The sequence below is a fragment of the Pseudoduganella rivuli genome (assembly GCF_009674485.1).
GTDB classification, from domain to species: Bacteria; Pseudomonadota; Gammaproteobacteria; order Burkholderiales; family Burkholderiaceae_D; genus Rugamonas; species Rugamonas rivuli_B.
In genome coordinates this window covers 622,271-648,184 of the sequence record NZ_WKJJ01000001.1, presented here as the reverse complement: position 1 = coordinate 648,184, position 25,914 = coordinate 622,271, and the positions used below count along the sequence as shown (strand labels likewise).

Sequence of the window (25,914 nt, the reverse complement as noted above, 5' to 3'; positions counted from 1 at the left end):
GTAATGCCGGCTGCCCCGGCGTCAAGGAAGATACACCCTTGACCCCGGGCCAGTCGGCGAATAGGCGGAGCACAGTTTGGAAAGAATTTGCTGACGTACCTGGACAAACTTCATAGAAGGGCGGCTTTTACAAAGCCGCCGCAGCGCCGCCGGGCTGCATGCAAGGTGGGTTTGACTCGGCGTCCCCGTAAAAACCCGCCCTACGGATTCGCAGCAAACACAGTACGCCGCCGCCAGACAACGCCACGGCACTCAGCAAGGTCAGGCTGTAATCATGCCCCGACCAGTCCAGCAGCGGCCCTTGCAGCAAGCCGGCGGCGATGGTCGCCACCCCCACCATCAAATCTTTGGCCGCATTGAATTGCAGGAAATGCAGGCGCGGGAACAGCGCCATCGGGATCGACGCGGATGCCGTGTAATAGGCGCCCGACACTACCACGTGCGCCACGTACAGCCAGGCGAAGCTGCCCGCGTCGCGCACCCACGCAAACCCTGCGCTGGAGACCAGCACGTACAGCGCCAGCACCGCCAGCGACACGTGCACGGCGCCCCAGCGGTCCGCCGCCGCGCCGATAAAAAATGCCAGCACGATGGATACCATGTAAGACGCCGCCGTCAATTCGCCCAGCGTGGCTTTCGACATACCCATCGATGCCGCGTAATACTGGCAAAACGTGTTGAATGGCGTGAACGCGACGGCCGCCAGCATCAGCGCCCCATAGACCCACAGGTAGCGCCGCTCCGCGAAACATGCCGTGGCGTATTCCCGCGCCACCTGCGCCACGCCGGGGCGTCGCAGGCCGCTGCCGGTCACCGGCGGATACGGGCCTTCCTTCACCATCGCGCACATCCACAGGCAGCCGACGCCGAACAGGATGCCGATCCCCGCCAGCACGTCGAACAGGTGGGTGTCCGTCAGCGGGAACAGCCAGTAATTGAACAGGATGCCCGCGCCAAGGCTCACCACGCGCACCGCCGCGAAGAAGCGGCCGAGGATCGGGAACGGCACGATATCGTTGACCAGGCCCGCATACAGCGCCAAGGTCACGATGGCGATGCATTCGAAAATACCCCAGCACAGGCAAAACCACGCCAGCACGCAGTTATCCACGCCGGGCGACCACGTGCCCAGCATCGTATCGCTCCACTGGCCTAGCCACGGGCATGCCGCCAATCCCACCATGGCGGTCGCGCCGACGGGTGTGGCCGCGATCAGGTATGGCAGGCGCCGTCCCAGCCTGCCACGGTGGCGGTCCGAGTGGTAGCTGACCAGCGGCCCGAGGATGATGCCCAGCAGGGCGGGGACGGACGACATCAGCAGCGATACCGTGGTGTCGGACGCGTGGTGCCGCCGCAGTAATTCCAGCGCGCCCGGCAGCGCGGAACGCTCGCGCATGGCGATGGCGAATTCGCCCAGCAGCAGCCAGAAAATCACGATCCCCAGCCCGGCGGCCGTATAGCGCAAGGCGCCTGCCTGCAATCGGGTGGAGGCGTTCATGTGCCGTTCATGTGCCGCTCTGCGTCGTGCGTACCGGCCCTGTCGACCCGCGCAGCGCCATCGGCGTGGCAAATTCAATGCGCTGCGCCGTGACTTCCTTGCCCTTCATGATCTCGACCAGCTCTTTGACGGCGCGCACGCCCATTTCCGCAAACGGCTGCGACAGCGTGGTCAGCGCAGGATACGCGTAGCGGGCGGCGGGGATGTCGTCAAATCCCACCAGTGAAATATCGTCCGGCACGCTCAGGCCGCGCGTGCGGATCGCATCCAGCGCCCCCAGCGCCATTTCATCGTTGGCCGCAAAAATCGCCGTTGGCGGATCGGCCAGCGACAGCAAGTGTTCTGCGGCGGGAAAGCCGGATACCTGCGTAAAGTCGCCTTCCACGATCAGCGCGGGATCGATGTCGACCCCGGCCGCGCACAGCGCATCGACATAGCCGCGCTGGCGTTCCGCGCTCTGTCCCGTGAACGGCGTGCCGGCGATAAAGCCGATGCGGCGGTGGCCCAGCGCCAGCAAGTGGTCGATGGCGTCCCGCGCGCCCTGGCGGTTCTGGCACACCACCACCGGCAAATCCATCTTGCGCGCGGCGAAGTTCACCAGCACGCAGGGGAAGCGGTCTTTTTCCAGGCGGTCGAGGTAATGGTCGAACGTGTTGGGCAGCACCAGCAGCAAGCCCTCGCACAGCTTGCGCAACATGTCGCTGGTGGCGGCGCGGCCAGGCTCGTTGAAGCTTTGCGCGTGGAACACCACCAGGTCGTAACCGAGGCGGCGCGCTTCCTGGCTGATCGCGCTGATCAGCTCATGCATGACGACGGAACCGAAGTTATTGATGAACACGCCGATCAGGTTGCCGGTATCGCCGCGCATGCGCTTGGCCAGCATGTCCGGCTGGTAGTGCAACTGCTCGGCAGCCTGCAGCACGCGCTGCCGTGTGGCTTCCGATACATAGCCCAGGCCCCGGATCGCGCGCGACGCGGTAATCATGGAAACTCCGGCAGCCTTGGCCACCTCGGTCAGCGTACTTCCCGTACTTCCTTTGCGCATTGCCCGGTGGTCCTTTTGATAGGTTGGTTTTGCCGAATGATAGCGGCTAAAGCGCGCCAGCAGCCGGTTGGTCGGCATGGCGTTGTGACATGACAACGCTAACATAGGTGGTTTTTCGAACTAATCAAATTTTTGATTGAAACCCGGCTCGCCGCAGGTACGCGTGGTGCACAATCTTTTTCCGCAAAAACAATGGGTTATAAAAATTTTCCGTGAGCTATATCGAAAACCTCATCAGTTATGTGATTTTCGTATGGTAACGTGCAAACAAAAATTGATAGTCTGATGTCGAACCACAAAACAAAAGGAGACATCGATGAAAAAAACCATACTCGCCACCTTGCTGCCGCTGGCGCTGTCCGCCGCATACGGCCCGGCCGCCATGGCGCAGGACAGTGCCGCGCAGGGCGCCAGCGAGGCTGCCGCCCCTGCCGCCGCGCCGGAGGCCGCAGCACCGGCGGCAGGGCAGGACCCGGTCAGTACCGTGGTGGTGACGGGCTTCCGCTCCAGCCTGCAAAAGGCGCTGAACCTGAAGCAGCAAGCCATCGGCGTGCGCGATTCCATCGTGGCGGAAGACATCGGCAAATTCCCGGAAGCGAATATCGCGGAATCCCTGCAGCGCGTGCCGGGCATTATCCTGAACCGCGATGAAAGTTCTGGCGAAGGCCAGCGCATTTCCATCCGCGGCTTGCCGACCGAGTATTCCATCACGACCCTGAATGGGGCGCCGGTCAACGCCACGTCCACCAGCACCATCGGCAGCGCGGCGCGCGGCTTCAACTATGACGTGTTCGCGTCCGAACTGTTTGGCCGCGTGGATTTCTATAAATCGCCACTGGCCGAATTGACCGAAGGCGGCATGGGCGGCGTGGTGGATTTGCAGACCCCGCGCCCGTTCGACAACCCGAAACGCACCGTGCGCTACGCGCTGTCCGCGTCGTATAACACGATGTCGAAGAAAACCGATCCGACCGGCTTCGCCTTGTTCTCGGACACGTGGGGGCCATGGGGCTTGCTGGCCGGCGTGTCGCACTCGTCGTCCGTCAACAACCGCTCCGGCTTTGAAGCCACGGGCGGCTACAACAGTTCCGCGCGCGGCAGCCAGAGCCCCGTGAAAGGCAACTTCGCCGTCGCGCTGGATTACGACGACCCGCGCGCCAACCTGGGCAGCTATACCCGCAGCGACGTCGACAACGCGCTGCTGCCCCGAATCTACCGCTTCTATGGCTCGGCCAACGACCGCACGCGCGACGGCCTGGTATCGTCGCTGCAATACAAGGATGGCGGCCTGAATATCAGTCTCGACACGCTGTATTCGAAGCTGACCAACACGCGCGATGAAATGTACTTCGGCCTGCTGGTCCGCAACAGCAAGACCACCAACCGCAGCGCGCCGGCCGGCCAGACGGGCCACAGCGGCTTCGTGCCGGTCAACGTGCAGATCGACCGCGAATCGAACCTGTTGACGGGCACCTTCGGCAACACGTCGTACAGCAGCGGCGTCACGTACAGCGAAGATGAAACGCGCTTCGGCTACACCGCGCTGAATGGCCGCTGGGCCGTGCGGGACGGCCTGGTGCTGACGGGGCAGGTGAGCGGCAACAGCAGCAAGGCCACCAGTTACCAGGACACGCTGTCCGGCCAGATCTTCGGTGTCGATTCCACGATTTCCTACGGCGACGACCACGTGTATCCATCGCTGTCGTCCCCGGTCAGCTACACCGACCCGAACAACTTCCAGGGCTTCGGCATCGGCACCGGCTGGACCCGCGAGACCGACAAGGCCAAGCAGGCGCGCGTGGCGGCGGACTGGGATTATGGTTTGCCTGGCGACTGGACCGGCCATCTGAAGGCGGGCCTGGTCTATGTCGATACGGAAAAGGGCATCAACAAGCGCAACGCCACGTCGGCCATGACCGCCAAGCTCAATACGCTGGGCAATACGGGCATGCGCAGCGGCATGACGTCGGCGCTGCCGATTTCCAACCTGGACATGGGCGCGGGCTGGCCGCATGCATGGGGCACCTTTACGCGCGACTATACGTATTCGACGTTCGATCCGCTGGCCTACAACACGGAGGCCACCTTCACGCCGGCGCAAAGCTTCACGGCCCAGGAAAAAGTCAGCACCTTCTTCGTGCAGTCGGATTTCAAGGGCCAGGTACTGGACCGCGAACTGCGGTTGAATGCCGGTGTGCGCTATGCGAAAACCGAAACCCTGATCGACAACTTTAAACAGCAGGGCGCGGGATTGACGTACCAGCCGAACCAGGAAAAGGGGTCATACACCAATGCGCTGCCGGCGCTGAGCGCGGCGCTGGATGTGACGGAAAACCTGATGTGGCGCGCGTCGTGGGGCAAGACGATTTCGCGCGCATCGCTGTCGATAATTGCCGCGCAAACCGTGATTCCAAACCCGTTCGATAACACGGCGACGGCGGGCAACCCGAGCCTGCGTCCGCAGCAATCGAAGAACCTGGACACCAGCCTGGAATGGTACTTCCAGCCGGGCAGCCTGCTGTCGGCGGCCGTGTTCAAGAAAGACCTGACCGATGCCACGGTGTCCAGTACCACCAATGTCACCTTTGGTTCGCTGGGCTTGCCCGATACCGCGCTGGGCGCGATCTTCCAGAACGCGCAGGGCAAAGTGGACCCGAACTTGCCGATGACCCTGCGCAGCTACAGCAATGCGGGCAAGCAGACGCTGAAAGGCTATGAACTGGCGTACCAGCAGGCGTTCACCTTCCTGCCGGAGCCGTTCAAGGGACTGGGCGCGCTGGCCAGCTTCACGCACATCGACCCATTCAACAGCGCGAAATGGATCACCAACGCGGGCAAGGAAATCGAAGTCAATTCCGTGCCGAAGTATGCGTACAGCGCGACCGGTTATTACGAGAAGGGGCCACTGGCGGTGCGGCTGTCGTACAACTATAAGGGCCGCTCGCTGCATGGCGATAACCCGCGCAACCTGGGCGACGATTTGATCCGCTGGCGCGCCGCCCGCGGTTACCTGGACGCCAGCATTGCCTACAAGATCAGCGAACAACTGGAACTGCGCCTCGATGCGCTGAACCTGTCGAACACGCTGGCCTACGATTACTTCGAAGACGCCACCGGCCAGTACGGCAGCGGCAAGCGCACGCGCATGGATTACGCGAAGTATGATGGCCGCACGATCAAGTTCGGGATCCGGGGCAAGCTGTAATCCGGCGCCATGTCATCCCCGCGTAGGCGGGGATCCATAGACCATCTGCGGGACTTGGCAATACGCCGGTCCCGCGTTTTTGCATTTCAAGATCCGTATGATGTTAAAGAAAATTTTTGCCGCGCTGGCGATGGCGGCGGTGGCCGGATGCGCGACATGGCAGCCGGTCGATGGTGGCCCGGTGCGCCTGGTCGATGTCGGCCCCGGCTGGGCCAACAACTCCGTCAACGCCGTGGTATTCCGCAAGAATGCGCTGGCCACCCACGGCGACACGCAATACATCGCCTATTACGACGACGATGCCTATGTGGTGCTGGGCAAGCGCAAACTGGGCGATACGCGCTGGGAATTGCAACGCACACCATATGAGGGCAATGCACGCGATGCGCACAACAGCATCAGCATCATGGCCGATGGCGCGGGCGTGCTGCACATGGCGTGGGACCACCACAACCACCCGCTGCGCTATGCGCGCGCGGTGGCGCCGGGATCCTTGCAACTGTCGGAAAAACAGGCGATGACGGGGCGCGATGAGCAGGCTGTGTCTTATCCCGAGTTTCATCGCCTGCCGGACGGGAATTTGCTGTTCCTGTACCGCGACGGCGGATCGGGCAAAGGTAACCTGGTGGTCAACCGCTATGACGTCAGGACGGGCGCCTGGACCCGCCTGCACGACAACCTGCTGAGCGGGGAAGGGCGGCGCAATGCCTACTGGCAGGCATATGTCGATGACACGGGCACGGTGCACCTGTCCTGGGTCTGGCGCGAATCGCCGGATGTCGCGAGCAACCACGACATGGCTTATGCGCGTTCGGTCGATGGCGGTGTGACGTGGCAGCGTTCCGATGGTGTCTCTTATTCACTGCCGGTGACGGCCGCCAGTGCGGAATATGCGGCGCGCATCCCGCAAGGCAGTGAATTAATCAACCAGACGTCGATGGCGGCGGACCGCGCAGGCAATCCGTATATCGCCAGCTATTGGCGCGCGGCAGGGGAAACCGTGCCGCAATACCACGTGCTGTACCGCGCAGGCGGCGCATGGCGCCAGTTCGACCTGCCATTCCGCACCACGCCGTTTTCGCTGAGCGGCATGGGCACCAAGGCCATCCCCATCGCCCGCCCGCAAATCATGGTGCGCGAGCGTGACGGCAAGCCTGCCGCGCTGCTGGTTTTCCGCGACGAAGAGCGGGGCGGCAAGGTCTCGGTTGTGGATATCCCCGATTTCACCCGGCCAGGCTGGCGCATCCAGGATCTCACTGCGGATTCCGTCGGCGCCTGGGAGCCATCGTTCGATACCGAGCGTTGGCGCAAGGGTGAATTAAATCTTTTCATCCAAACCGTGCGCCAGGTTGATGGCGAAGGCCTGATAAAGGCAGCCCCATCAATGGTGCGCGTCCTCGAATGGACACCCCCATAGCCGGTCCCTAATGCGCGAAATGCGAACGATAGTACAAAAGGGGCCAGGCACCAAATTTCTATAAAAAAATACCGGAGGTGGTTGCCCACCCTCCGGCAAAAAGGGAGACGTATCAAGTCCCCGTTCCACAAGAAGCCTGTCAATCCTTCAGCCGCGCCATCTCCGCCGCCGCCAGCAACACCGCCCCCACGCCGAAATGCGCGGTCGAATTCCTGTCCACCACCTGTCCCGGCAGCGCGCGGTCGCCGATCGGCTGCACGTAGCCGACCTTGCCATCGGTCTGCACCGCCACCGTGCGCAGGAAGCGCCACCCGTTCAGCGCCACCGGCAGGTATTCCGCGCGCGGCAGCAAGCCGTGGTTGATGCCCCACAGGACGCCATAGATGAAGAACGCCGTGCCGCTCGTCTCCGGACCCGGCGCATGCGTCGGATCGAGCAGGCTGCGCGTCCAGTAGCCGTCCGGCTGCTGCGCCGCCTTCAATGCCGCCGCCATGCCCCTGAATTTCGCCTCGAATTCGGCCCGGTGCGGATCGCCGGCCGGCAAATCCTGCAATACCTTGGCCAGCCCCGCGAATACCCAGCCATTGCCCCGCGCCCAGAAATCCTTGCGGCCATTGGCGCTCTTGTGGGCCGGATAGACAAAGCGCGCATCGCGGTAATACAGCCGTTCGTCGCCGTCATACATGATGCTGTTCGCATGGGCAAAGTATTCGGACAGCTTGTCCAGATAGCGCCGGTCGCCCGTCACGCCATACAGCTTGGTCATCACCGGCATCACCATGTACAGGCCATCGGCCCACCACCAGTAATCGCTGCGCGGTGTGCCCATCTGGTATTCCATCACATCGCGCGCCCGCGCAATGCGCGCCGGCTGGCGGCGCTGGTCCAGGTTGTACAAGTCCACATAAGTCTGGAAGCAGATTTGCCAGTCGCCGAACAGGACGAAATCATCGGTCTCGCCATAGGTCAGCTTCCACTGGCGCTTGTCGTTCGAGCGCGCGCCCATCCACCGGTTATGCTCCGCCCAGTTCTCCGAATAGCGCCGGTACGCTTCGTTGCCTGTCACGCGGTACGCTTCGATATTGCCCGTGTGGTAGGCCGCCACATTCCAGAACGCGGTTTCCTCGGCCGGCGTGGTGCGCTGCCAATACGTGTTGACCTGGCCGATCAAAGCCAGCGCTTCCGCGTTCAGTGCGGGCCGCGTGGCGGTGGCGGGCGTATCAACCGCCGCGCAGCCGGACAGCGTCAAAACCATGCCTGCCAGCGCGCACGCCATGGCGCGCCTGCGGGAAAAACCGGGTAGCAAAGTAGGGGTCATAAGTGGATATCGTGGAGTGCAATGAGCGCCAGCTTACCCATGTTTGTTTGCACGTTACCATATTAATTTCGTATAACAGCCGGTTTTTTTGGAATAGCTGTAGGCATACGAAACGCCATATCCTTGAATTAATTAACAAAAATCATCGCTTTGAGCGATTGACCCCGGATGGCACGCACCAGTGTTCTTCGATAAGATATTTCATTTCGATATGGTAGCGTTGTCACATCACAACAAGGAGACAAAGGGGTATGGAACGCCGTAACTTCATGCAGGCGCTGGCCGCCGGAATGGCCGCCGGCGCCGCAGGCACGGCCCAAGCCGTCCAGGCCGCGCCGGCAACCGCCGCAACAGGCGCAACAGGCGCCAACGAGCGCGCCTATCTGGCCGCGCTGGCGCAAAAAATGGCGGAACCCGTGCTGGCCAATATGGCGCGCGGCGGACTGCAAAAACAATTTCCGCTGGAAGTCAGCCCCACCTGGGATGGCCGCGACCAGCGCGTCGCTTATCTCGAATGCTTTGGCCGCCTGATCGCCGGTATCGCGCCATGGCTGGCGCTGCCGGACGACGCCGGCGCGGAAGGCCGCACCCGCAAGCGCCTGCGCGAGCTGGCGCTGCAAAGCTACGTGAATTCCGTCGATCCGGCCAACCCGGATTACCTGCTGTGGAAAGGGCACGGCCAGGCCCTGGTCGATTCCGCTTACTTCACCAATGCGCTGATGCGCGCGCCGAAAGCGCTGTGGGAGCCGCTGGACCCCACCACCAAGCGCCGCATCGTGGCCGAGATCAAGAGCCTGCGCCGCATCGAACCGCCATACATCAACTGGATGCTGTTCGCCGCCATGAATGAAGCGTGGCTGCTGTCGGTGGGCGAAGAACACGACCCGATGCGCATGAACGTGGCGATCCGCAAGATCAACGAGTGGTATGTGGGCGACGGCTGGATCAAGGATGGCGAATCGTTCCACTTCGATTACTACAATTCGTTCGTCATGTACCCGATGCTGGTGGAAGTACTGGAAGTGCTGGCGAAATCGAATGCGCCGTTCTGGAACGCGAAACCGGCCGAGCTGCACGCGCAGGCATTGAAACGCATGCAGCGCTACGGCGAGCACCTCGAGCGCTTCATCGGGCCGGAAGGCACGTTCCCGCCGATCGGCCGCTCGCTGACCTACCGCACGGCCGCGTTCCAGCCGTTGGCGCTGCTGGCGTGGCGCAAGCAATTGCCGGCCAGCCTGCCGGAAGGGCAGGTGCGCGCCGCGCTGCATGCGGTGCACAAGGCCGTGTGGAGCGCGCCGGACAACTTCACCAAAGACGGCTATCTCACCATCGGCTTTGCCGGCCACCAGCCGGAACTGGGCGACTGGTATTCGAACAACGGCAGCATGTACATCGCCTCGGCCGGCTTGCTGGCGCTGGGTTTGCCGGAGACGGACAGTTACTGGACCGCTGCCGCGCAAGACTGGACGCAAAAGAAAGCGTTTGCGGGCAAGCGCTTCCCCAAAGATTACCCCGTAAATTACTGACACATATGACGCACACATTGAAATTGCGCGCCGCCGTGCTGGCGTGCGCACTGGCGCTGCAAGCATGGAACGGCGCCTGCGCCGAAACGGCGCCCGCCGTGGCCGAATGGGAAATGCCTGAAGTCGTGCAGGTCAACCGCGAGCCGATGAAAGCCACGTTCTTCAATTTCGAAAGCACGGCGCTGGCGAAGAAGGGCGACAAGGCGCAATCGCAGCGCTTCCTGTCGCTGGACGGCACGTGGAAATTCGCTTACTCGAAAAATCCCGAATCGCGCCCGGCCGCGTTTTACCAGCCCGGCTTTGACGTCAGCGGCTGGGGCACGATCCAGGTGCCGGGCATTATGCAGGCGCAGGGCTATGGCCAGCCTTATTTCAACAACATCGATTACCCGTTCCCCCGCAACGAACCGTACATCCTGCATGCGATGAACGAGGTGGGTTCGTACCGGCGCGACATCGACGTGCCGGCCGGCTGGAACGGCAACGACGTGTTCCTGCACATCGGCGCCGCAGGCGCCGCCTATTACATCTGGGTCAATGGCGAAAAGGTCGGCTATTCGGAAGACTCCAAGCTGCCGTCCGAATTCAACGTGACCAGATACCTCAAGCCCGGCAAGAACGTGGTGGCGATCGAGCTGTACCGCTTCGCCGATGGCTCGTACCTGGAAGACCAGGATTTCTGGCGCGTGTCCGGCATCGAACGCAGCGTGTACCTGTATGCGGAACCGAAAACCCATTTGCGCGACTATGGCGCCAGCGCGCTGCTCGACAAGAACGGCTACAAGGATGGTGTGCTGACGGTGGAACCGAGCTTCCGTGGCGAAGGCAGCGGCCAGTTGCGCGCCACCGTGTATGACGGCGAGCGCCAGGTGCTGGCGCTGCAAACTGCCATCACGGGCGGCAAGGCCGCGGCGCTGCAGGGCCGCATTCCCGGCGTTAAGCCATGGTCGGCCGAGTCGCCGTCGCTGTACCGGCTGGTGCTGGAACACGTGGACAGCGATGGCAAACTGGTGTCGGCCACGTCGCGCAAGATCGGTTTCCGCACCGTGGAAATCAATGACGGCGAAGTACGCCTGAACGGCAAGCGCATCCTGTTCAAGGGCGTGAACCGCCATGAACACGACCCGCACACGTTCCGCGTGCTGTCGGAAGAAACCATGCGCCGCGACATCGAGTTGATGAAGCAGGCCAACGTCAACGCCGTGCGCGCATCGCACTACCCGAACGATCCGCGCTGGTATGACCTGGCCGATGAATACGGTATGTACGTGTATGACGAAGCCAACCTGGAATCGCACGAGTACATGCGCGAGGGCGACCAGCATCCCGCCGAGCGCGAAAAAATCCAGCTGGGCTACAAGCCGCAGTGGGCGCTGGCGCACCTGGACCGCATCTCGCGCATGGTGGAGCGTGACAAGAACCACCCGAGCGTGGTGATCTGGTCGCTGGGCAACGAGGCCGGCACGGGCCCGAACTTTGAAAACGCGGCGCGCTGGATACGCCAGCGCGACCCGGGCCGCCTGATTTCCTACCTGGGATATGGCGCGCTGGGTGAAGATCACCTGCCGAATCCGTACGTGGACATCTATGCGCCCATGTACGACGACGTCGACAAGATGCTCGGCTATGCCGACGACCCGCGCCATCCGCAGCCGATGATCCAGTGCGAATATGCGCACGCGATGGGCAACAGCCTGGGCAACCTGGAGGAATACTGGCAAGCCATCCGTTCCCGCAAGAAGCTGCAGGGCGGCTTCATCTGGGACTGGGTGGACCAGGCCATGATCCTGAAAACGCCGGACGGCCGTCCATACTGGGCGCAGGGCGAAGACTTCGGCAAGAATCCGCGCAACGACATGTCGGTGGTGTCGGATGGCCTGGTGCGGGCCGACCGCACGCCGGACCCCGAATACTATGAATTGCGCAAGGTGTATTCGCCGGTGGTGTTCGAAGGCGACCCGGCCAGGGGCACGCTGGCGGTCGTGAACCGCCACGACTTCAACGACTTGTCCGGCCTGGCCTTTAAATGGACCGTCAGCAGGGATGGCGTGCCGGTGGCGCGCGGCGACCTGGCCGGCGTGAACGCGCCTGCGCAGGGCCGCGCCGCCGTACCGTTCAAGCTGCCCGCGTTCAAGCGCGAGGCGGGTTCCGAATACATCCTCACCATCCGCGCCGAAGCGAAGGAGGGGACCGTGAAAGGCGTGCCGGCCGGCCATGAGCTGGGCTTCAGCCAGTTCATCCTGCAGGCGCCGAAAGCGGCTGCATCCACTCGCTGGCTGGCTCCGGCCGTGGATGGCAACGCGCTGGTGCTGCAGGGCGGCGCCACGCGCCTGGCGGTGGACAAGGCGACCGGCATGGTGAACCTGTCGGTCGATGGTAAGCCATTGCTGCAAGGCGGCAGCCCGAACTTCTGGCGCGCCATGACGGACAACGACCAGGACACGGGTTTTGCCAAGACCCGCCAGGTCTGGAAAGACTTCACGGAAAAACGGTATGTGCGCAACGTGGCCGTGGCCGGCGATGCGGTGCGCGTCGAGTACAGCTTCGGCGCTGGCACGGTGCGCTGGGAAACCACGTACCGCATGGATGCGCAGGGCAAGGTCAACGTGGACGCCACATTCACGCCGCTGCGCGACGATTTGCCTGACCCGATGCGCGTGGGCTTGCGCTTCAACCACGCCCCGGCCCTGACCGGTGTGGCCTGGTATGGCCGCGGCCCGCAGGAATCGTATGCCGACCGCCTGACGGGCGCCGCCATCGGCCTGTATCGCGGCAAGGTGGCGGATCAGTACCACCAGTATGTTCGCCCGCAGGAAAGCGGCAACAAGACGGACGTGCGCTGGCTGGCGTTGTTTGGCGAGCAGGGCGGCCTGCGCGTGACGGGTGCGCAGCCGTTGTCGGTCAATGCGCTGGCGTTCCCGTATGAAGACTTGTACCCGCGCCCGCGTGGCACCTGGCACAGTTCCGACATCGTGCCGCACGGCGATGGCACGTTGATGGTGGACGCGGCGCAGGCCGGCGTGGGTGGCGATACCGGCTGGGATGACCGCGGCTGGCCGATCGTGAAATACCGCGTTCCATTGAAACCGCTGCACTACAGCTTTACCATTTCGCCGCAAAAGGAACTGCCATGACGAATCAACTGCCACGCCGCCGCGTGCTGGGCGGCGCCGCCGCGGCGCTGGGCGGAACCCTGCTGCCGTTCGCCGTGCCGGGCGGCGCGCAAGCGCAGGCGGCCGATGCCAAAGCGGCGCGCTTCGCCATCGGCGCCAATGACTTCCGGCTGGACGGCGCGCCGCTGCAAATCCGGTGCGGCGAAATGCACTTCGCCCGCGTGCCCCGCGAATACTGGACGCACCGCCTGAAAGCCCTGAAGGCGATGGGCTTGAACACGGTGTGCGCTTACCTGTTCTGGAATTACCACGAATGGCGCGAAGGCCGCTACGACTGGTCCGGCCAGCGCGACGCGGCGGAATTCTGCCGCCTGGCGCAGCAGGAAGGCTTGTGGGTCATCCTGCGTCCCGGACCGTACGCGTGCGCGGAATGGGAAATGGGCGGTCTGCCGTGGTGGCTGCTGAAGCAGCCGGGCGACGCCTTCCTGCGCACCAGCGACGAGCGTTTCACCAGGCCCGTGCAACGCTGGCTGGCGGAAGTGGGCAAGGTGCTGGGACCGCAGCAGGTCACGCGCGGCGGGCCGATCCTGATGGTGCAGGTGGAAAACGAATACGGCTTCTTTGGGGAAGACCTGGATTACATGCGCACCATGCGCCGCGCCATCATCGGCGCGGGCTTCGACGTGCCGCTGTTCCAGTGCAACCCCACCAACGCGGTGGCCAAGACGCATATTCCCGAACTGTTTTCAGTGGCGAACTTCGGCAGCGATCCGCAGGGCGGCTTCAAGACGCTGGCATCCGTGCAGCAGGGACCGAAGATGTGCGGCGAATATTACTCGGGCTGGTTCGACACGTGGGGCGCGCCGCACCGCACGGGCAGCCCGGCCAAGGCCGTGGAAGACATCAAGACCATGCTGGCGGCCAACGGTTCGTTCAGCCTGTACATGGCGCACGGCGGCACGTCGTTCGGCCTGTGGGGCGGCTGCGACCGTCCGTTCCGTCCCGATACCAGCAGCTACGATTACGACGCACCAATCAGCGAAGCCGGGTGGACGGGCGAGAAATTCAAGGCGTACCGCGATGGCATCAAGCCCTTCCTCAAGCCGGGCGAGGCGCTGCCGCCGGCGCCGCCGCGCTGCGCCGTCATGACCGTTCCATCGTTCATGCTGAGGGAATCGGCCGCGGTATTCGACAATTTGCCAGCCAACGTGATCCGCGATGTGTCGCCGCGTCCGATCGAGCAATACGACATCAGCCGCGGCCTGGTGGCGTATAAAGTCACCTTGCCGGCGGGGCCGGCCGCCGTATTGGAGGCGGCGCGGGTGCGCGACCTGGCGTGGGTGCATGTCGATGGCGTGGAAGTGGGCACGCTGGATACGCGCCACCGCCGCTTCAAGGTCGACCTGCCGGCTCGCAGCAAGCCTGCCGTACTGACGATCCTGCTGTACACGATCGCGCGCGTCAATTTCGGCATGGAAGTGCATGATCGCAAAGGGTTGCATGGTCCCGTCACCTTGACGGTGAAAGGCTTCGCGCCGCAGCCGCTGGAGAACTGGGAAATCCAGGCCATCGACTTTGACGCGGACGCCGAGCTGCCACCGCTGAAGTGGAACAAGGGCCGCAGCAAGGGCGCCGCGTTCTGGCGCGGCCACTTCGACGCCGCTTCGCCTGCGGACACGTTCCTCGACATGTCGGCGTGGGGGCAGGGCGTGGTGTGGGTTAACGGCCGCTGCCTGGGCCGCTACTGGAGCATCGGTCCCACGCAAACCATGTATTTGCCGGGCCCGTGGATCAAGCGTGGCCGCAATGAAGTCGTGGTGCTGGATTTGACGGGCCCGCAACAGGCACGCATCGCGGGCCTGGCGACGCCGGTCCTGGACCGCTTGCAGCCCGACCGCGACTTGCCCCGTCCGCCGAGCAAGGTGAAACCGCGCCTGGACGGCGTGGCCCCCGTGCACGAAGGCGAATTCGCGCCGGGCGGCGCCACGCAGGATGTGCGCTTTGCCCAGGCGGCGCGGGGCGCGCAACTGTGCATCGAGGCGCTGGATGGCTTCGACGGCAAACCCCACGCGGCGATTGCGGAGCTGGCGCTGTTGAACGCGGCGGGCAAGCCCCTGAACCAGACCTCCTGGACGATCGCCTATGCCAGCAGCGAGGAGTTGCGCAAGGAAGACGGCTCGGCGCTGAACGCGATCAACGGGCAGGCGACGGATTACTGGCACAGCGCCTACGGCGGCCCGGGCCTGCCCGCCGCCTATCCGCACCGCCTGATCCTGGACCTTGGTTCGCCGGTGGACGTGGCGGGATTGCGCTATACGCCAAGGCAGGGCGTGGACGGGGTGACGGGGCGGATTCGCCGTTACCGCGTCTATGTTGGTGAAAAATTGGTCAGCGAAGCGGACTGAAGCAGGGTACTTAGTGGGTGGTTAATGCCCTGTTGCACGATTTATGAGCAAACATGAAATATTTTCGAAAATTTGCGTGCGTTTCCTTGACCAATCCCAAGTCGGCCATTACTATAGCGCTCGTCTGATCGACGCAGCAATGCAGAGAGAAGGCGATAGTTGAGTAATCGACTAGGAGGCGTGGCCGAGTGGCCGAAGGCACTTCCCTGCTAAGGAAGCATACGGGCAAAACCTGTATCGTGGGTTCGAATCCCACCGCCTCCGCCAGTATTATGAGAAAAGCCCTTGATTTTCAAGGGCTTTTTTCTATTTCAGGCTCGATATTTTATTTCTACCCACAAGTCTACCCACAAGTGCGTGCTTGCTTAACGGTGTTGCGTGTATGGCACCGAATGCACGCGTCAGTTCGCTTGCCAAGGGTTAATACACCGCCGTTTTTTGAATCCGCCTCCCTCGGTAAAGATGGGGCTGGCTCTCCAATCCAATCGCGTCGATTACGGCTGCTTCGACTTCTTCAGCCATCATGGCTTACCCAAAGATGCGGCTTTCAGATGAGCAAAAGGGGCGTCAATTTGGTTCGTATTTAAAGAGTTGTGAAATCCCGTTTAAGAAGATGAAGCCCAACTCCGCGCCAAGAATGCAGGCCAAGGTGAAAAGGCTTAATCGGTTTGATATCCATGGGATGAGCCAACCAGGGGCGTCATTCAGTGGAAGTAATGTCTCTAATTGCGGAAGTAGTGCGAATGGATTCAAGCAGAGCAATCCGGCCAGGCTTAGGGTGGCGACCATTTGCACGGCCTTCTTCTTGGAAAATGGTCCACGATACTGGCGCGGATCAATCAGTTCCCCAAGCCGGCCAAGCGTCCCGAGTGGGTAGGCGATTGTGGAGACCAATTCACTGCTTCGAAATAAGTTCAGCACAAAATGCCAGGACTGCGCAACGACCAGCAGCAGCGGAGCGGTGCATACCAGGAAGAGACTGTATTTGATACCAAGTGGGTGGGTGGCAATGTACTTCAGCCAGCCTGTTGCAACAAGTCCGGTGAGCAGTGCGGTTGCGATAGTGCCAGTCGCCAGGCTGACGCCCCAAAAGTCTGAAACCATTGCACCGAGCAGCAACAGTCCCATAAGGAATGCTACGCTCCATGTACCGACGATAGCGGGCGCAAAAATCGCGCTGAATGTCCCGGTCAGCCTGAGATAGGGATGACCGCTAAAGAGGTCGCGCAGGGCACTTCGTTTCCCTTTTTTGAGCAGTATATCCAAACGGTACCATACCGCATTCTTGGTTTTATGCTGGCCGTCGGTTCTAACCGCACGGCCCAGGGTTTCAGCGTTATCCTTGAAACAGGGCGAAAAAGTACCATAACGTTCAAGGCGGGAAAAAGCGTCGGCTGGCGTATCGCCAAACTTCACGCAGGTGGCAATAAAGCCCGCGATGACCAGAGAGTCTGTTTCCAATGGGCTGAAGTGATCAAGGTCGGTGCGGATCGCGGCGAGGCGTCCCAGGAACTCTGCCCGTACTCCTGGCGTGTTCGCATCCCGCAGGCTGATCGCCGACAGTCGTGTGCCGAACACTTGCAGCAACTGCGGGCGTTTTGCCTCGCTATCGGCTTCCATGATGGCCACGGCGGATGTCAACGCACTGAGGCGTGTGCTGGTGAGTGTATTCAGGCGTGTCGAAGCATCCAGCAGAACCACGTCATCCTGCCAACCATATTCCTGTAACAACTGGAGGCCGGTTTTGTCGGCGAGGCCGCCGTCCACCAGAACCCCGTGGTCGGCAACGGCAATCGCATCGACAAGGCCGGGCAACGCCATGGCAGCCGCGACAGCCCTGCTGGCATTGGCCGTACACAGTGGAATGGCCTCTAGCTCTTTGGTGTCAACTTTGCAAGCGCCCAACAGTGTTATCGGGCCACCGGTGTCGATGTTGTCTTGTCCGAGGTGCTGATCAATTTGCTGCGCGATCGATTCTGTAATACGCAGTTGCCCTTCGGCGAGCGACATTGCTGCATGCTTCAGACCAAACGTGGCTTCGGTCCTGAAGTCGTGCGATGCGATTTTCTTTGCCAGGAACTCATAAATACCCCAGCCGAGATGCAATTCGCCGGGCTTGTCCTGTCCGCGTTGTGCTTCCAGGGCCAAGACGCGTTTAAGCGCTAGGGCTGCAAGTGACCCGCCCGATATGGAAGAGACCAGCTTGACGTCGCGCAGCCGCTCCAGCGCGGCCAATGCCATTAAGCCGCCACATTGGAACAGTGCTGCCCGCTTGCCGCCACCGGACAACGCGAGCGCTATCGGGCGATCGGGGATGGCTATTGAAGGCAAATGATTATGTTCCAAGTCTTCCTCCTTCAGATTTTCGTTGGCTTGTACCGGTAGCAAAATTAACTGTTACGGATGTCATGTGCCGCGTGACCGCATGTATTCGTTCAATCGCACAAAGCCAGCATCTTTTTCGAGCGATGGGGCTGCAGAACGGATCGCATGTAATGCGTCACGCAGATCGGGCAGCGGCCAGCTTTTTTCACTTACGATGGCACTAAGCATTGCGAGCGACTCCGCAGGAAAGCGGGTATCGAGTCCGGATTTGTGTAATGTTCGGACGGCGTGCCCCCAACCCTCGGTATGGACAAACCAATCGCTAACGGTATGGACGGCATTCGGGAATTCATCGCCGGCTGCCACACAGATCCTTGCAAGTGCGCTGCTGATCTCGCTTGACGTGAAGTGCCGATCCTTTGGCCAAATTCGCTGCCAGAACGGTCGCAACCGGCTCCGCCAAAATTCCACGCGGCGCTCGCCTGCTGCTTCTTGAGCTTGCGCCAGCGTTTGCACCACCTGATGTAACCCATCCTCAGGCAAGCTGCACAAGGCCTCCTGAAACTCCTGTGTGGAGTAGTCTTCGATTGGGTCGAGTGCCGCGTATGTCATGTATGCAGCGAACCGGTGCCGATGTTTACCTAGCTCCGCAAAATGCTTTGTGGTGGCAAGTAGTTGTTTCTTGAACGCGGCCAGCAAGGGCGCGTAGAGCCTTGCCGACCACATGAAACCTGACCAGGCAGCCCGGGCCTCTTCCTTATCCAATTCCCAGTCAAAGTTAGGCAACAGATGTCTAACTGTCCATGCTTGATCCACCCGGTAAAGGGCAATCAGCCTTGAGGCCAGGATGACGCGGCCGTGCCTAAATTGTGGAAATGAGGTGTCGGCAAGTTTCGAGAAGAACGGTTCAATCTCAAGTGGCAGCCCAGTATTGTCTTGAGGATCGTGCTTGAACCAATAGGTAACCAATGCTTCTGTCACCTGTCCGACAGGGTGATTGATCGCCTGGTTCAACGGTTCATCTTGGTCAAAAGTATTCTCATGTGCCACGGCCAACACCCGCGCGCACAGGGTAAGCAGCGATGCATTGCCTGGCTCAATCGACGCTGCAGCTCCCCGTAACCACCTTGCCGCCGCGCGTGCTATGACAGCAATGGTGGCGTCTGGCATACTCAGCATAACTGCAGAAAGGTAATTCCATGAGCGGAACGCAAGTGTGTCATCGGACCATGCTTGCAAAGCTTCTCGCCAATGCATGGAGGGCCACACATTTTCCTCGGCCAGCAACTTGAGTGCCGAGGTGCATCGGTATAGCCGAGTCCTGCAGCGCTCCGGCCAAGAGGTTTCGTAGGAGGTTGAGTCAGTATCAAGCTGCTGTCGCAGCCAATCGATCAACCTTTGCCGCGTTGCTGGTGCTGGATTTGGTTCACGATAAAGCTTGTCGATTCCATCCCAAGTACTGCCTGACCAGTGTGAGAATTCGTCCGACTGGTCAGATGCAAGACGGAAGTGAGGATTTTCTGCGGAAAGTTGGTTTAGTCGTTGTTTTGCACTGGTGCCGAGAATTAACCCTGAAGACTCCAGTTTGGCCAAATGAATCCACGTCGAATGGGTAACGAGCGCAGACCACGTATCGGCGGACGTGTCATCACGGAATAGCTCTCGTGGCGGGCCTTCAAGGATGGCTGATTCAAGGTCGGCCTGGTCTTTTAGGCGCAACTTTGCACCTTGCAAGACGAGCAGCCGCATACATTCCCGCATCGTTTCTGCGACCCACAGCCATCTCCGATTGTCGGATAGTAGCCAACCGACCCATTCGGAAGGGACGATCACGTGGTCGTGGCTGGCCGCGAACAGGGCCAGACGCTTGAAGCATGCAAATGGTTGTTTGAACCATTCCTGCGCGATCCCGGTTGCGCGCGTTACATCGACCTTACCTATTTCAATCCAGGCGTCGCGCAATAGCTCGATCATTACCACCCAGGTTCGAAAGTCGCTGTTCTGGTCATGGGCGCTGACCGAAGGTAAATCCCAGTACGAGCGGTCACTATATGCGTTGGCATCGCCCAATTCGACCATGAGATGCAGCGCCTCGCTTAAAAGCTGCTGTAGATCCACAATCAACGTCGGGAGAGCCGGTGCCAGTAACTGCAATTCGTGGAGCTCGCGAACTTGATGGTGCACTTGGTCGGCGACGAGCGTCAGTTCCCAGTCGATCGATTGCTTGACGCGTCCGCGGTCCCCGAGGTGCTCTTCCATGGCGATGCCGCGCCACGATTTGCGGATTTCTACCCTTGGTGATAACAGCTCCCGCAACTGGCTGCGCAGCATTGCGGTTAAACCTTCGCGCTTGAATCGCTCCACCCAATCATACATGTCGACATCGTTGGATCGATGCTTGATGCGGCCCGAGAGGTAAATTTCCCACAGTGTGCGCATCACAGGGCTTGCAATTGCATTTGGTGAGTGTGCCAGGACGCTTTCTAGCTCAGCGTCATTGCCATTGGATAGGTGCCTCACCTGTTCGTTCAAACTTTGCGAGATGATCCATGCGAGCGTCGGATGGGGGGCCGGCCCCTGTTCCAAAAGCCACAACAGGCAATGCGGGTCGTTAAGGTACCTCGTGATCCAATTTGCCAAGTGCCGCATAATCGGATCGAAGTTCGATTGGGGGCGCGGATAACCACCGAGTGCCATCCACGGCGCATATTGGTATGCAGCCGGGCGTGAAATCAGACTGAAGCGAAGTTGTTCATCTTCAGTGGCGTGCGCAGGGACGCCGAACCTCGCTAGGTCCCCATGCCGGAAGCGCTTGTCCGAAAATGCTTCGAGCCAGGTAATCGGCGGCGCGGGTTGCATCTCGGCGAAGCATTTGGCGGCCAAACCTCGTGGATCGGACAAGGCCCAGAGCATGCGTCCGACGAAATCATCTTGTTGGGTGTTTTCCGAAGGGTTGGTCAGCGCGTGCGCGGTGACGATGCTTTCCTTGCCCAGCGCTCCTGCGCGATAGGTGCGTGCCCAGGCCTGGAGCGTCTTGGGCAGTGCGCTATGGTCTTCGTGGCCCTTTGCATTGACCGGGGTGGTATATAGGATGGGTTCCACACTTTTGGCACGCCAATCGTCGGCGCTTGTAGCTTCGGCCCCAGGTTTGCATGCGCCGAACGCATATGCTTGCGGCGATTGCTCCCCAAGCATGCGGTCGGCCGCCAATGCATCCATCATGTACCTGAGCACTGGGTCGTTGATGCTGTAGCCGACAAAACAGACAACATAATTGCGGAACAGGTCTGTCACGAAACGTGCTGCCCAGCGCTCGGTTAGATACGCCAAGCCAAAGTCGCCGCTGGTAACGACAAGGCGATGCAGAGCCGCATCATCGGCCTTTGACGGTTGCAAGCCATGAAGGTAGACCAACCCATCCCACCTGCTACTTTTCGGAATCGGCAGCATGGGGGCGGAGTACGTTTGGTGCGGTAATTTCAGTCTTTTCGCGAGTAACTCGAAAATACGGTCGAAGTTGGTGGTTAGAAGCCGAAGGGCACCTTCCCGGTCCCGTGCCAGATGCAAAAGCGATTCATGTGTCGCCGTGGCGCCGGGCCGGCGCAGATTGGGCTTGAGCGCGTTGGCTAATTCGCGCCGAACCGCTAGGCGGCCGCCACGGTGCCGATGTTCCAGTAAATCGAGGGTGAGGTCATACTGGTCTTTGTTAAATGCCGATTGTTCTAACGCATGCATGGTCAGACCAAGGCGATCATAAATGTCGCGAACCAAACCTTTAAACAATGGCAATCCCGCTGGATAGGAAATACCCGCGCCACAAAAAAATACTACTCGCCCGTCTTCGTGTGCTTGAAGAAGCGCCTCCGGTACATCGGGGCCATTTGCTACGAATTGCATTTGCTAGTCACTTTCATTGAATATTGCGTAGCCCGGCTGCGGCATAGCGCAGGTGCACGCATTAGCATCTGGTAGAGGGAAGAATTTTTGCCGCCGCCCCATTGGCGCTTAGCCCAATCCGGTCTCCAGCTTTGCGCTGTAATCATTTCTGTGCTCAGCGCTAGCTTCGCATTGCATCAAGTGATTTGAACTGTCGAAACCCCCGCTTTGGTTAAGAGGTCGTATAGGGGTTGGATTTCTGTCCGTTGTCCCCGTGATGAGCAGTAGGTGAAGATTGCGCGTTGCTTTGCTCGGGTAAACGCGACGAAGAAAACTGCTGTGGCCTCTGCTTCATCGTTCGAGTAATTCCACCAAGCTCTATCGTCGAGTCCAACAAAAATGATAGTGTGATATTCAAGCCCTTTGCTCTTATGAATTGTCATCAAGCCTATTGCGTCAATTCCGTCGTAAGCATCGAGTACCTCTCCCCAATCAGTTTTGGAATCTGCACTTGCTTGTAGGTGTTCAGTAATGCATTTTTCGACCTCTTCAAGCCAATTTCCTTGGGCGTAAGCTGGGTAAATGGCTCGCATACGTGAACGGCCTAGAAAATCAATCACTTTCGCTATCAGGGCCGTCATCGCCTTGCTTGAACTGGGGGGCGCAGGATAGTCTTGTGCTAATTGTGATGCGAACTCGTCGAGCAGTTTAGCCAAACGTCGGGAATTGATATCACTATAATCGAAGCCAGTCGGCTCAAGTTCTTGCAGCGTTAAAAGTGTGTTAGTCCAGGCTGTACCAGCACCACGGGTCAATGCAGCGCGTAGAAGCTGCATACACTTGATGGATAGATCTTCAGTTAGTAGTTCTTGGATTTTGAGTGCGCCCACGCTTGCGTCTTCATTGCGTAGCAGTAGCCCGGCCGCTGCGAATTGAGACGCAAGACTTCCGGCGTAACTATCTGATTTCTGCCTCACGAGTATGGCAAAATTTCGAGGGTGTAGGTTATGTGCGGCTATTTCATCGGCGATAAAAGCAGCCAAGCACTTGCCTTCTTCTTCGGGCGAGGTAAAGTCCCATACAGCGCAACAATCTCCTGGAACCATTGTTTCTGTTTGCGATTCTGGCTGAGGTGCTTTGTCATCTAGGGCCTGAGCAAGTATATGCTGAATTCGCACCAATTCAGGAGAAGAGCGATAGTTGTTCAATAGTCGGACGCGCTTGGCGCCAAAGTCCTTTTCAAATACATCAAAGGATGCGTCCATTGCCATCGCCCAGCGCATTATCTGCTGTTTGTTGTCGCCCACGGCCGTGAGTATCGTATCGCTGCTACGAAAGAGTGTGTAAACGAGGTCGTACTGAATCGGAGTGATATCTTGGAACTCGTCCATGAACACGTGCGAATATGTGAGTGCAAACGCGAGCCTTGCGGAATCATTGGACCGAAGCAGCAACTCAACTAAGCGGCCTATCATGGGGAAGGTAAGCTGGCTACACTTCTGGCCGCGCAGCATACGCTGCCAGTAATTCTTCGCGGCTATATTTTGCCAAGATGTTAGCGGCAATTTCGAATTTGGAAGTCGTTGATGAACAACATGACGCCGTTCGAATGTTTTTATATTGATAGCTCGTATACGAGCTGCTGTTTCGGCATTCGTACATTCTTTTGAAGTAGATTGCAGAACTTGCCTAATAATTGCATCTGTGGAGAACACAATTTCATAGTCGGAAGTCGGTCGCCATTCATTAGGTAGCGTTTGCCCGAAACGATCTAATAGGCTTTTTGCGAAGGCGTCAAAGGTCACTGAGTCAAGTCGGCTTGCGTGGCCTGGGTGGCAGCGAGTCGCCACTCGGCTCGAAAGGTTTCGCGCGGCATCACGTTTAAATGCAATTGCTAAAATCCGCCTTGGTGAAGGGCAGATGCCCGTCTGAAGTAGGTAGGCTGCCCGTTGCGCAAGTAATTCGGTTTTTCCAGCACCGGGTCCTGCAAGCACCGATCGATGTGCATCGGATCGAACAACTTTCAACGCGTTTGCTTCTAGCGCAGTTACTCCGACGGGTAACCAAGCTTCGGGGCGAATCCGGCGCGGCGGGAAAGTCATTACTTACTCCTCGATAGGCGATCCTTAACATGCTGCAGAATAGCTTTGAGACATTTCGGCATATCCCGTTTCAGCGCTTGGTTGTCGATATGTGCTATCGCGCGCAAATGCGTTGCGGGCTTACTGTGCGTGAGGAAGTGGTAGCGATAGGCCGCCATTTGGTCTTTATAGGATTCGAGGTCACCCGTGTATGCGGCCAACCCTTCGCCACCGGAGCCTAAGACCACTTCCGCGGCGTCTTCATTTTTCATCCGAGGCCCGGTGCCTTCTATGGTGGCTTGATAAGCATCTGGGAAGGCGGCAAGCATTGCCATGTCCAAGTCCAGCGGGGCGGAATAGAAGACATTGTATTTTCTTAAATCTTTGAGCCAGAGTCTAATATCCACATTAGCCGTCTTCCAAGTATGCATTTTGGCTAGTTCTTGCATTTTTAGGGACTCACCATCGTCAACATCGAGCAATGGACTTTTGGGAGCGCCATTCTCCAATAGATGCTGAATTGCATTTTTAACTCGTCCAAAACCTCCACCTTCTCGACCTAAATCCAAGTCCAACAGCGTAGCGAACGGAATGCCCAATCCATCGAGAAGCCGCCAGAAGTGCTCAACGTGCCTTCCGCCCAAGGGAACAATTGCGACAAACGAAGGATCGATAAAAAAATCAAGCGCCTCCGCTAATTTAAGTAAAACGATTCGCTCTGAATCTCCCTCGACAAGCAGGACAAATCTTGCAAAATATAGCTCGGGATATGCGAGCATTGCACTACGCACGAACTTTACTGCCTCGGCACCATCGGCAGGCACTGGAATCCGAACAACTGACGATGTGCTGATTTCTACGTTACGCCTGCAGTAACGTACGTTCTCTGGCGGGACGCGACTAAGCACGGAAGGTGAGTGACTAGATATGATGGCCTGACCGGCGCCGCTCGTAACCATACTCTTAATTTGTTCTATGATTCGTGATAGGTAATACGGCGACAGGTGGTTTTCAGGCTCTTCAACCGCAAATAACGTTAGTGCTGGTATGGTCAGTGTGTCGTGATGAAACCCATCAGCCTTACCTGCGACGACGTCACGTTCCAAATCGAAGACGGCGGCAGAAAGTGCGAAATAGAAAAGGGACTGTTGGCCGTCGCTCAAAGCCTCTAGTCCGCGGTCCTCGCCGGCAGGACCATGTTTAAATACAACGCCAATTCGCGCGATAACTTCCTCAAAGCGGCGGCTCATGAGACTCAGACCTGGCGCAGTGTCGATGTCGCCGTCATGCAAGCTTTGCCAGCGCTTTTCCAGAACACCTGCAATTGCTTTGATCGCATCTTCATCATCGAACGCATCGTTTAGTGTTTGCGCTGCTGTACTTACCGCATTCGCAGTGGCTTGTGACCAGTCGATTGCTTTAAGCAGGCGCGCGGCCAGAGCACCAGTCGTTGCTTTGATTTGCGATTGCGGATCGCGGCTGGCCGGAGTGTAGTACAACTGGATGAGACCACGATCGGCGGCGCTCACCCCGGTCTTCTGGCCATCAGCTATAGAGGAGCCTAGAGTATTGACCCAAAAAAGCTGCTGGCTAATTGAACCTTCTGCCGTTCCATCGAAATCCCATCGAGCTTCTAGACGGAGACGACAGGCCGGTATCCCACCTGGTGCACTAATGTAGATTCTTCGAAATACTGGGGCGATCGTTGATGCCATCGCCGTTCCATCAACGAGCTCAGGAAGGCGGATTACCACATCAAGGGACAATTCCCTGGTTTCTACTGCATCTTGGTCAACACTCGGGTCGGAGGAGATGTGGAAGTCGGATGTCGCGATGGTCCGTTGCGCTCGCGTTACTCCGAATAACCGCATCAAGGCTTGCAGTAATGCGGTTTTTCCCGAGCCATTTGGCCCTACTATAGTTGTCAGGTCGGACTGTAACAGCACAGTTTCAGTATCAGGACCAAAGCACCGAAATTTTGTTAAGGCGATACTTTCAATATGCATGTCAAATTCCATGTTTGTGTTGCTGGGGAGGGGTGTTTTGCTACGATTTCATCGCAGTATTCCCGGTACAACAGCGACTAACTATTAGTTCATAGCATA

The 25,914-nt window shown here is 59.4% G+C and carries 12 protein-coding genes and 1 tRNA gene; 6 read left to right on the top strand and 7 right to left on the bottom strand.

Annotation, left to right across the window (positions count from 1 at the left end):
* Positions 1–127: 127 nt before the first annotated feature.
* Together GJ700_RS02680 and GJ700_RS02675 are read right to left on the bottom strand one after the other, a co-directional pair.
* A complete protein-coding gene (locus tag GJ700_RS02680) occupies positions 128–1,498 on the bottom strand; it encodes an MFS transporter (RefSeq protein WP_154371084.1) in 1,371 nt (456 codons plus the stop codon).
* A gap of 7 nt (positions 1,499–1,505) precedes the next feature.
* A complete protein-coding gene (locus GJ700_RS02675; protein WP_195763758.1) occupies positions 1,506–2,543 on the bottom strand; it encodes a LacI family DNA-binding transcriptional regulator in 1,038 nt (345 codons plus the stop codon).
* A 316-nt stretch (positions 2,544–2,859) separates the two neighbouring features.
* Between GJ700_RS02675 and GJ700_RS02670 the strand changes: the two genes are divergently transcribed.
* Together GJ700_RS02670 and GJ700_RS02665 are read left to right on the top strand one after the other, a co-directional pair.
* Positions 2,860–5,748, top strand: coding sequence for a TonB-dependent receptor (locus tag GJ700_RS02670; protein WP_154371082.1), 2,889 nt, complete (start codon positions 2,860–2,862; stop codon positions 5,746–5,748).
* A gap of 97 nt (positions 5,749–5,845) precedes the next feature.
* Positions 5,846–7,165, top strand: a complete 1,320-nt coding sequence (locus tag GJ700_RS02665) for a BNR repeat-containing protein (RefSeq protein WP_229506744.1) — start codon at positions 5,846–5,848, stop codon at positions 7,163–7,165.
* 139 nt (positions 7,166–7,304) lie between these two features.
* On the opposite strand, the gene GJ700_RS02660 is transcribed toward GJ700_RS02665, so the two are convergent.
* Positions 7,305–8,483, bottom strand: coding sequence for a glycoside hydrolase family 88/105 protein (locus tag GJ700_RS02660; RefSeq protein ID WP_229506743.1), 1,179 nt, complete (start codon positions 8,481–8,483; stop codon positions 7,305–7,307).
* A gap of 251 nt (positions 8,484–8,734) precedes the next feature.
* Between GJ700_RS02660 and GJ700_RS02655 the strand changes: the two genes are divergently transcribed.
* From GJ700_RS02655 to GJ700_RS02640, 4 genes are all read left to right on the top strand, one after another.
* A complete protein-coding gene (locus GJ700_RS02655; RefSeq protein WP_154371081.1) occupies positions 8,735–10,009 on the top strand; it encodes a DUF2264 domain-containing protein in 1,275 nt (424 codons plus the stop codon).
* 5 nt (positions 10,010–10,014) lie between these two features.
* Positions 10,015–13,143, top strand: a complete 3,129-nt coding sequence (locus GJ700_RS02650; RefSeq protein ID WP_154371080.1) for a glycoside hydrolase family 2 TIM barrel-domain containing protein — start codon at positions 10,015–10,017, stop codon at positions 13,141–13,143.
* Positions 13,140–15,527: a beta-galactosidase gene (locus GJ700_RS02645; protein WP_154371079.1), complete on the top strand. Its 2,388-nt coding sequence runs from the start codon at positions 13,140–13,142 to the stop codon at positions 15,525–15,527. Before GJ700_RS02650 ends, GJ700_RS02645 begins: the two co-directional genes overlap by 4 nt.
* Before the next feature lie 174 nt (positions 15,528–15,701).
* Positions 15,702–15,794 (top strand) — tRNA-Ser (locus GJ700_RS02640).
* A gap of 300 nt (positions 15,795–16,094) precedes the next feature.
* Here GJ700_RS02640 and GJ700_RS02635 read toward each other — a convergent pair.
* The 4 genes from GJ700_RS02635 to GJ700_RS02620 form a co-directional block, all read right to left on the bottom strand.
* Positions 16,095–17,873: a patatin-like phospholipase family protein gene (locus GJ700_RS02635; protein WP_154371078.1), complete on the bottom strand. Its 1,779-nt coding sequence runs from the start codon at positions 17,871–17,873 to the stop codon at positions 16,095–16,097.
* 60 nt (positions 17,874–17,933) lie between these two features.
* The gene (gene dsr1 / locus GJ700_RS02630) at positions 17,934–21,749 is read right to left on the bottom strand and encodes an anti-phage defense-associated sirtuin Dsr1 (RefSeq protein WP_154371077.1); all 3,816 of its coding nucleotides are present in this window, start codon (positions 21,747–21,749) and stop codon (positions 17,934–17,936) included.
* Between the two features lie 176 nt (positions 21,750–21,925).
* Positions 21,926–23,830 carry a UvrD-helicase domain-containing protein gene (locus GJ700_RS02625; protein ID WP_154371076.1) on the bottom strand — a complete coding sequence of 635 codons (1,905 nt, stop codon included), beginning with the start codon at positions 23,828–23,830 and terminating at the stop codon, positions 21,926–21,928.
* On the bottom strand, positions 23,830–25,827 hold the full coding sequence (locus GJ700_RS02620; RefSeq protein WP_229506742.1) for an ATP-dependent nuclease: 1,998 nt from the start codon (positions 25,825–25,827) through the stop codon (positions 23,830–23,832). The genes GJ700_RS02625 and GJ700_RS02620 overlap by 1 nt, the downstream gene beginning before the upstream one ends.
* Between the last annotated feature and the right edge of the window lie 87 nt (positions 25,828–25,914).

Excerpts from the sequence above, each read along its gene's own strand:
- GJ700_RS02675 (WP_195763758.1), bottom strand. The coding sequence starts at position 2,543 with ATGCGCAAAGGAAGTACGGGAAGTACGCTGACCGAGGTGGCCAAGGCT.
- dsr1 (WP_154371077.1), bottom strand. The coding sequence starts at position 21,749 with ATGCAATTCGTAGCAAATGGCCCCGATGTACCGGAGGCGCTTCTTCAA.
- GJ700_RS02620 (WP_229506742.1), bottom strand. The coding sequence starts at position 25,827 with ATGGAATTTGACATGCATATTGAAAGTATCGCCTTAACAAAATTTCGG.
- GJ700_RS02665 (WP_229506744.1), top strand. The coding sequence starts at position 5,846 with ATGATGTTAAAGAAAATTTTTGCCGCGCTGGCGATGGCGGCGGTGGCC.
- GJ700_RS02660 (WP_229506743.1), bottom strand. The coding sequence starts at position 8,483 with ATGACCCCTACTTTGCTACCCGGTTTTTCCCGCAGGCGCGCCATGGCG.
- GJ700_RS02680 (WP_154371084.1), bottom strand. The coding sequence starts at position 1,498 with ATGAACGCCTCCACCCGATTGCAGGCAGGCGCCTTGCGCTATACGGCC.
- GJ700_RS02645 (WP_154371079.1), top strand. The coding sequence starts at position 13,140 with ATGACGAATCAACTGCCACGCCGCCGCGTGCTGGGCGGCGCCGCCGCG.
- GJ700_RS02670 (WP_154371082.1), top strand. The coding sequence starts at position 2,860 with ATGAAAAAAACCATACTCGCCACCTTGCTGCCGCTGGCGCTGTCCGCC.
- GJ700_RS02650 (WP_154371080.1), top strand. The coding sequence starts at position 10,015 with ATGACGCACACATTGAAATTGCGCGCCGCCGTGCTGGCGTGCGCACTG.
- GJ700_RS02625 (WP_154371076.1), bottom strand. The coding sequence starts at position 23,830 with ATGACTTTCCCGCCGCGCCGGATTCGCCCCGAAGCTTGGTTACCCGTC.
- GJ700_RS02655 (WP_154371081.1), top strand. The coding sequence starts at position 8,735 with ATGGAACGCCGTAACTTCATGCAGGCGCTGGCCGCCGGAATGGCCGCC.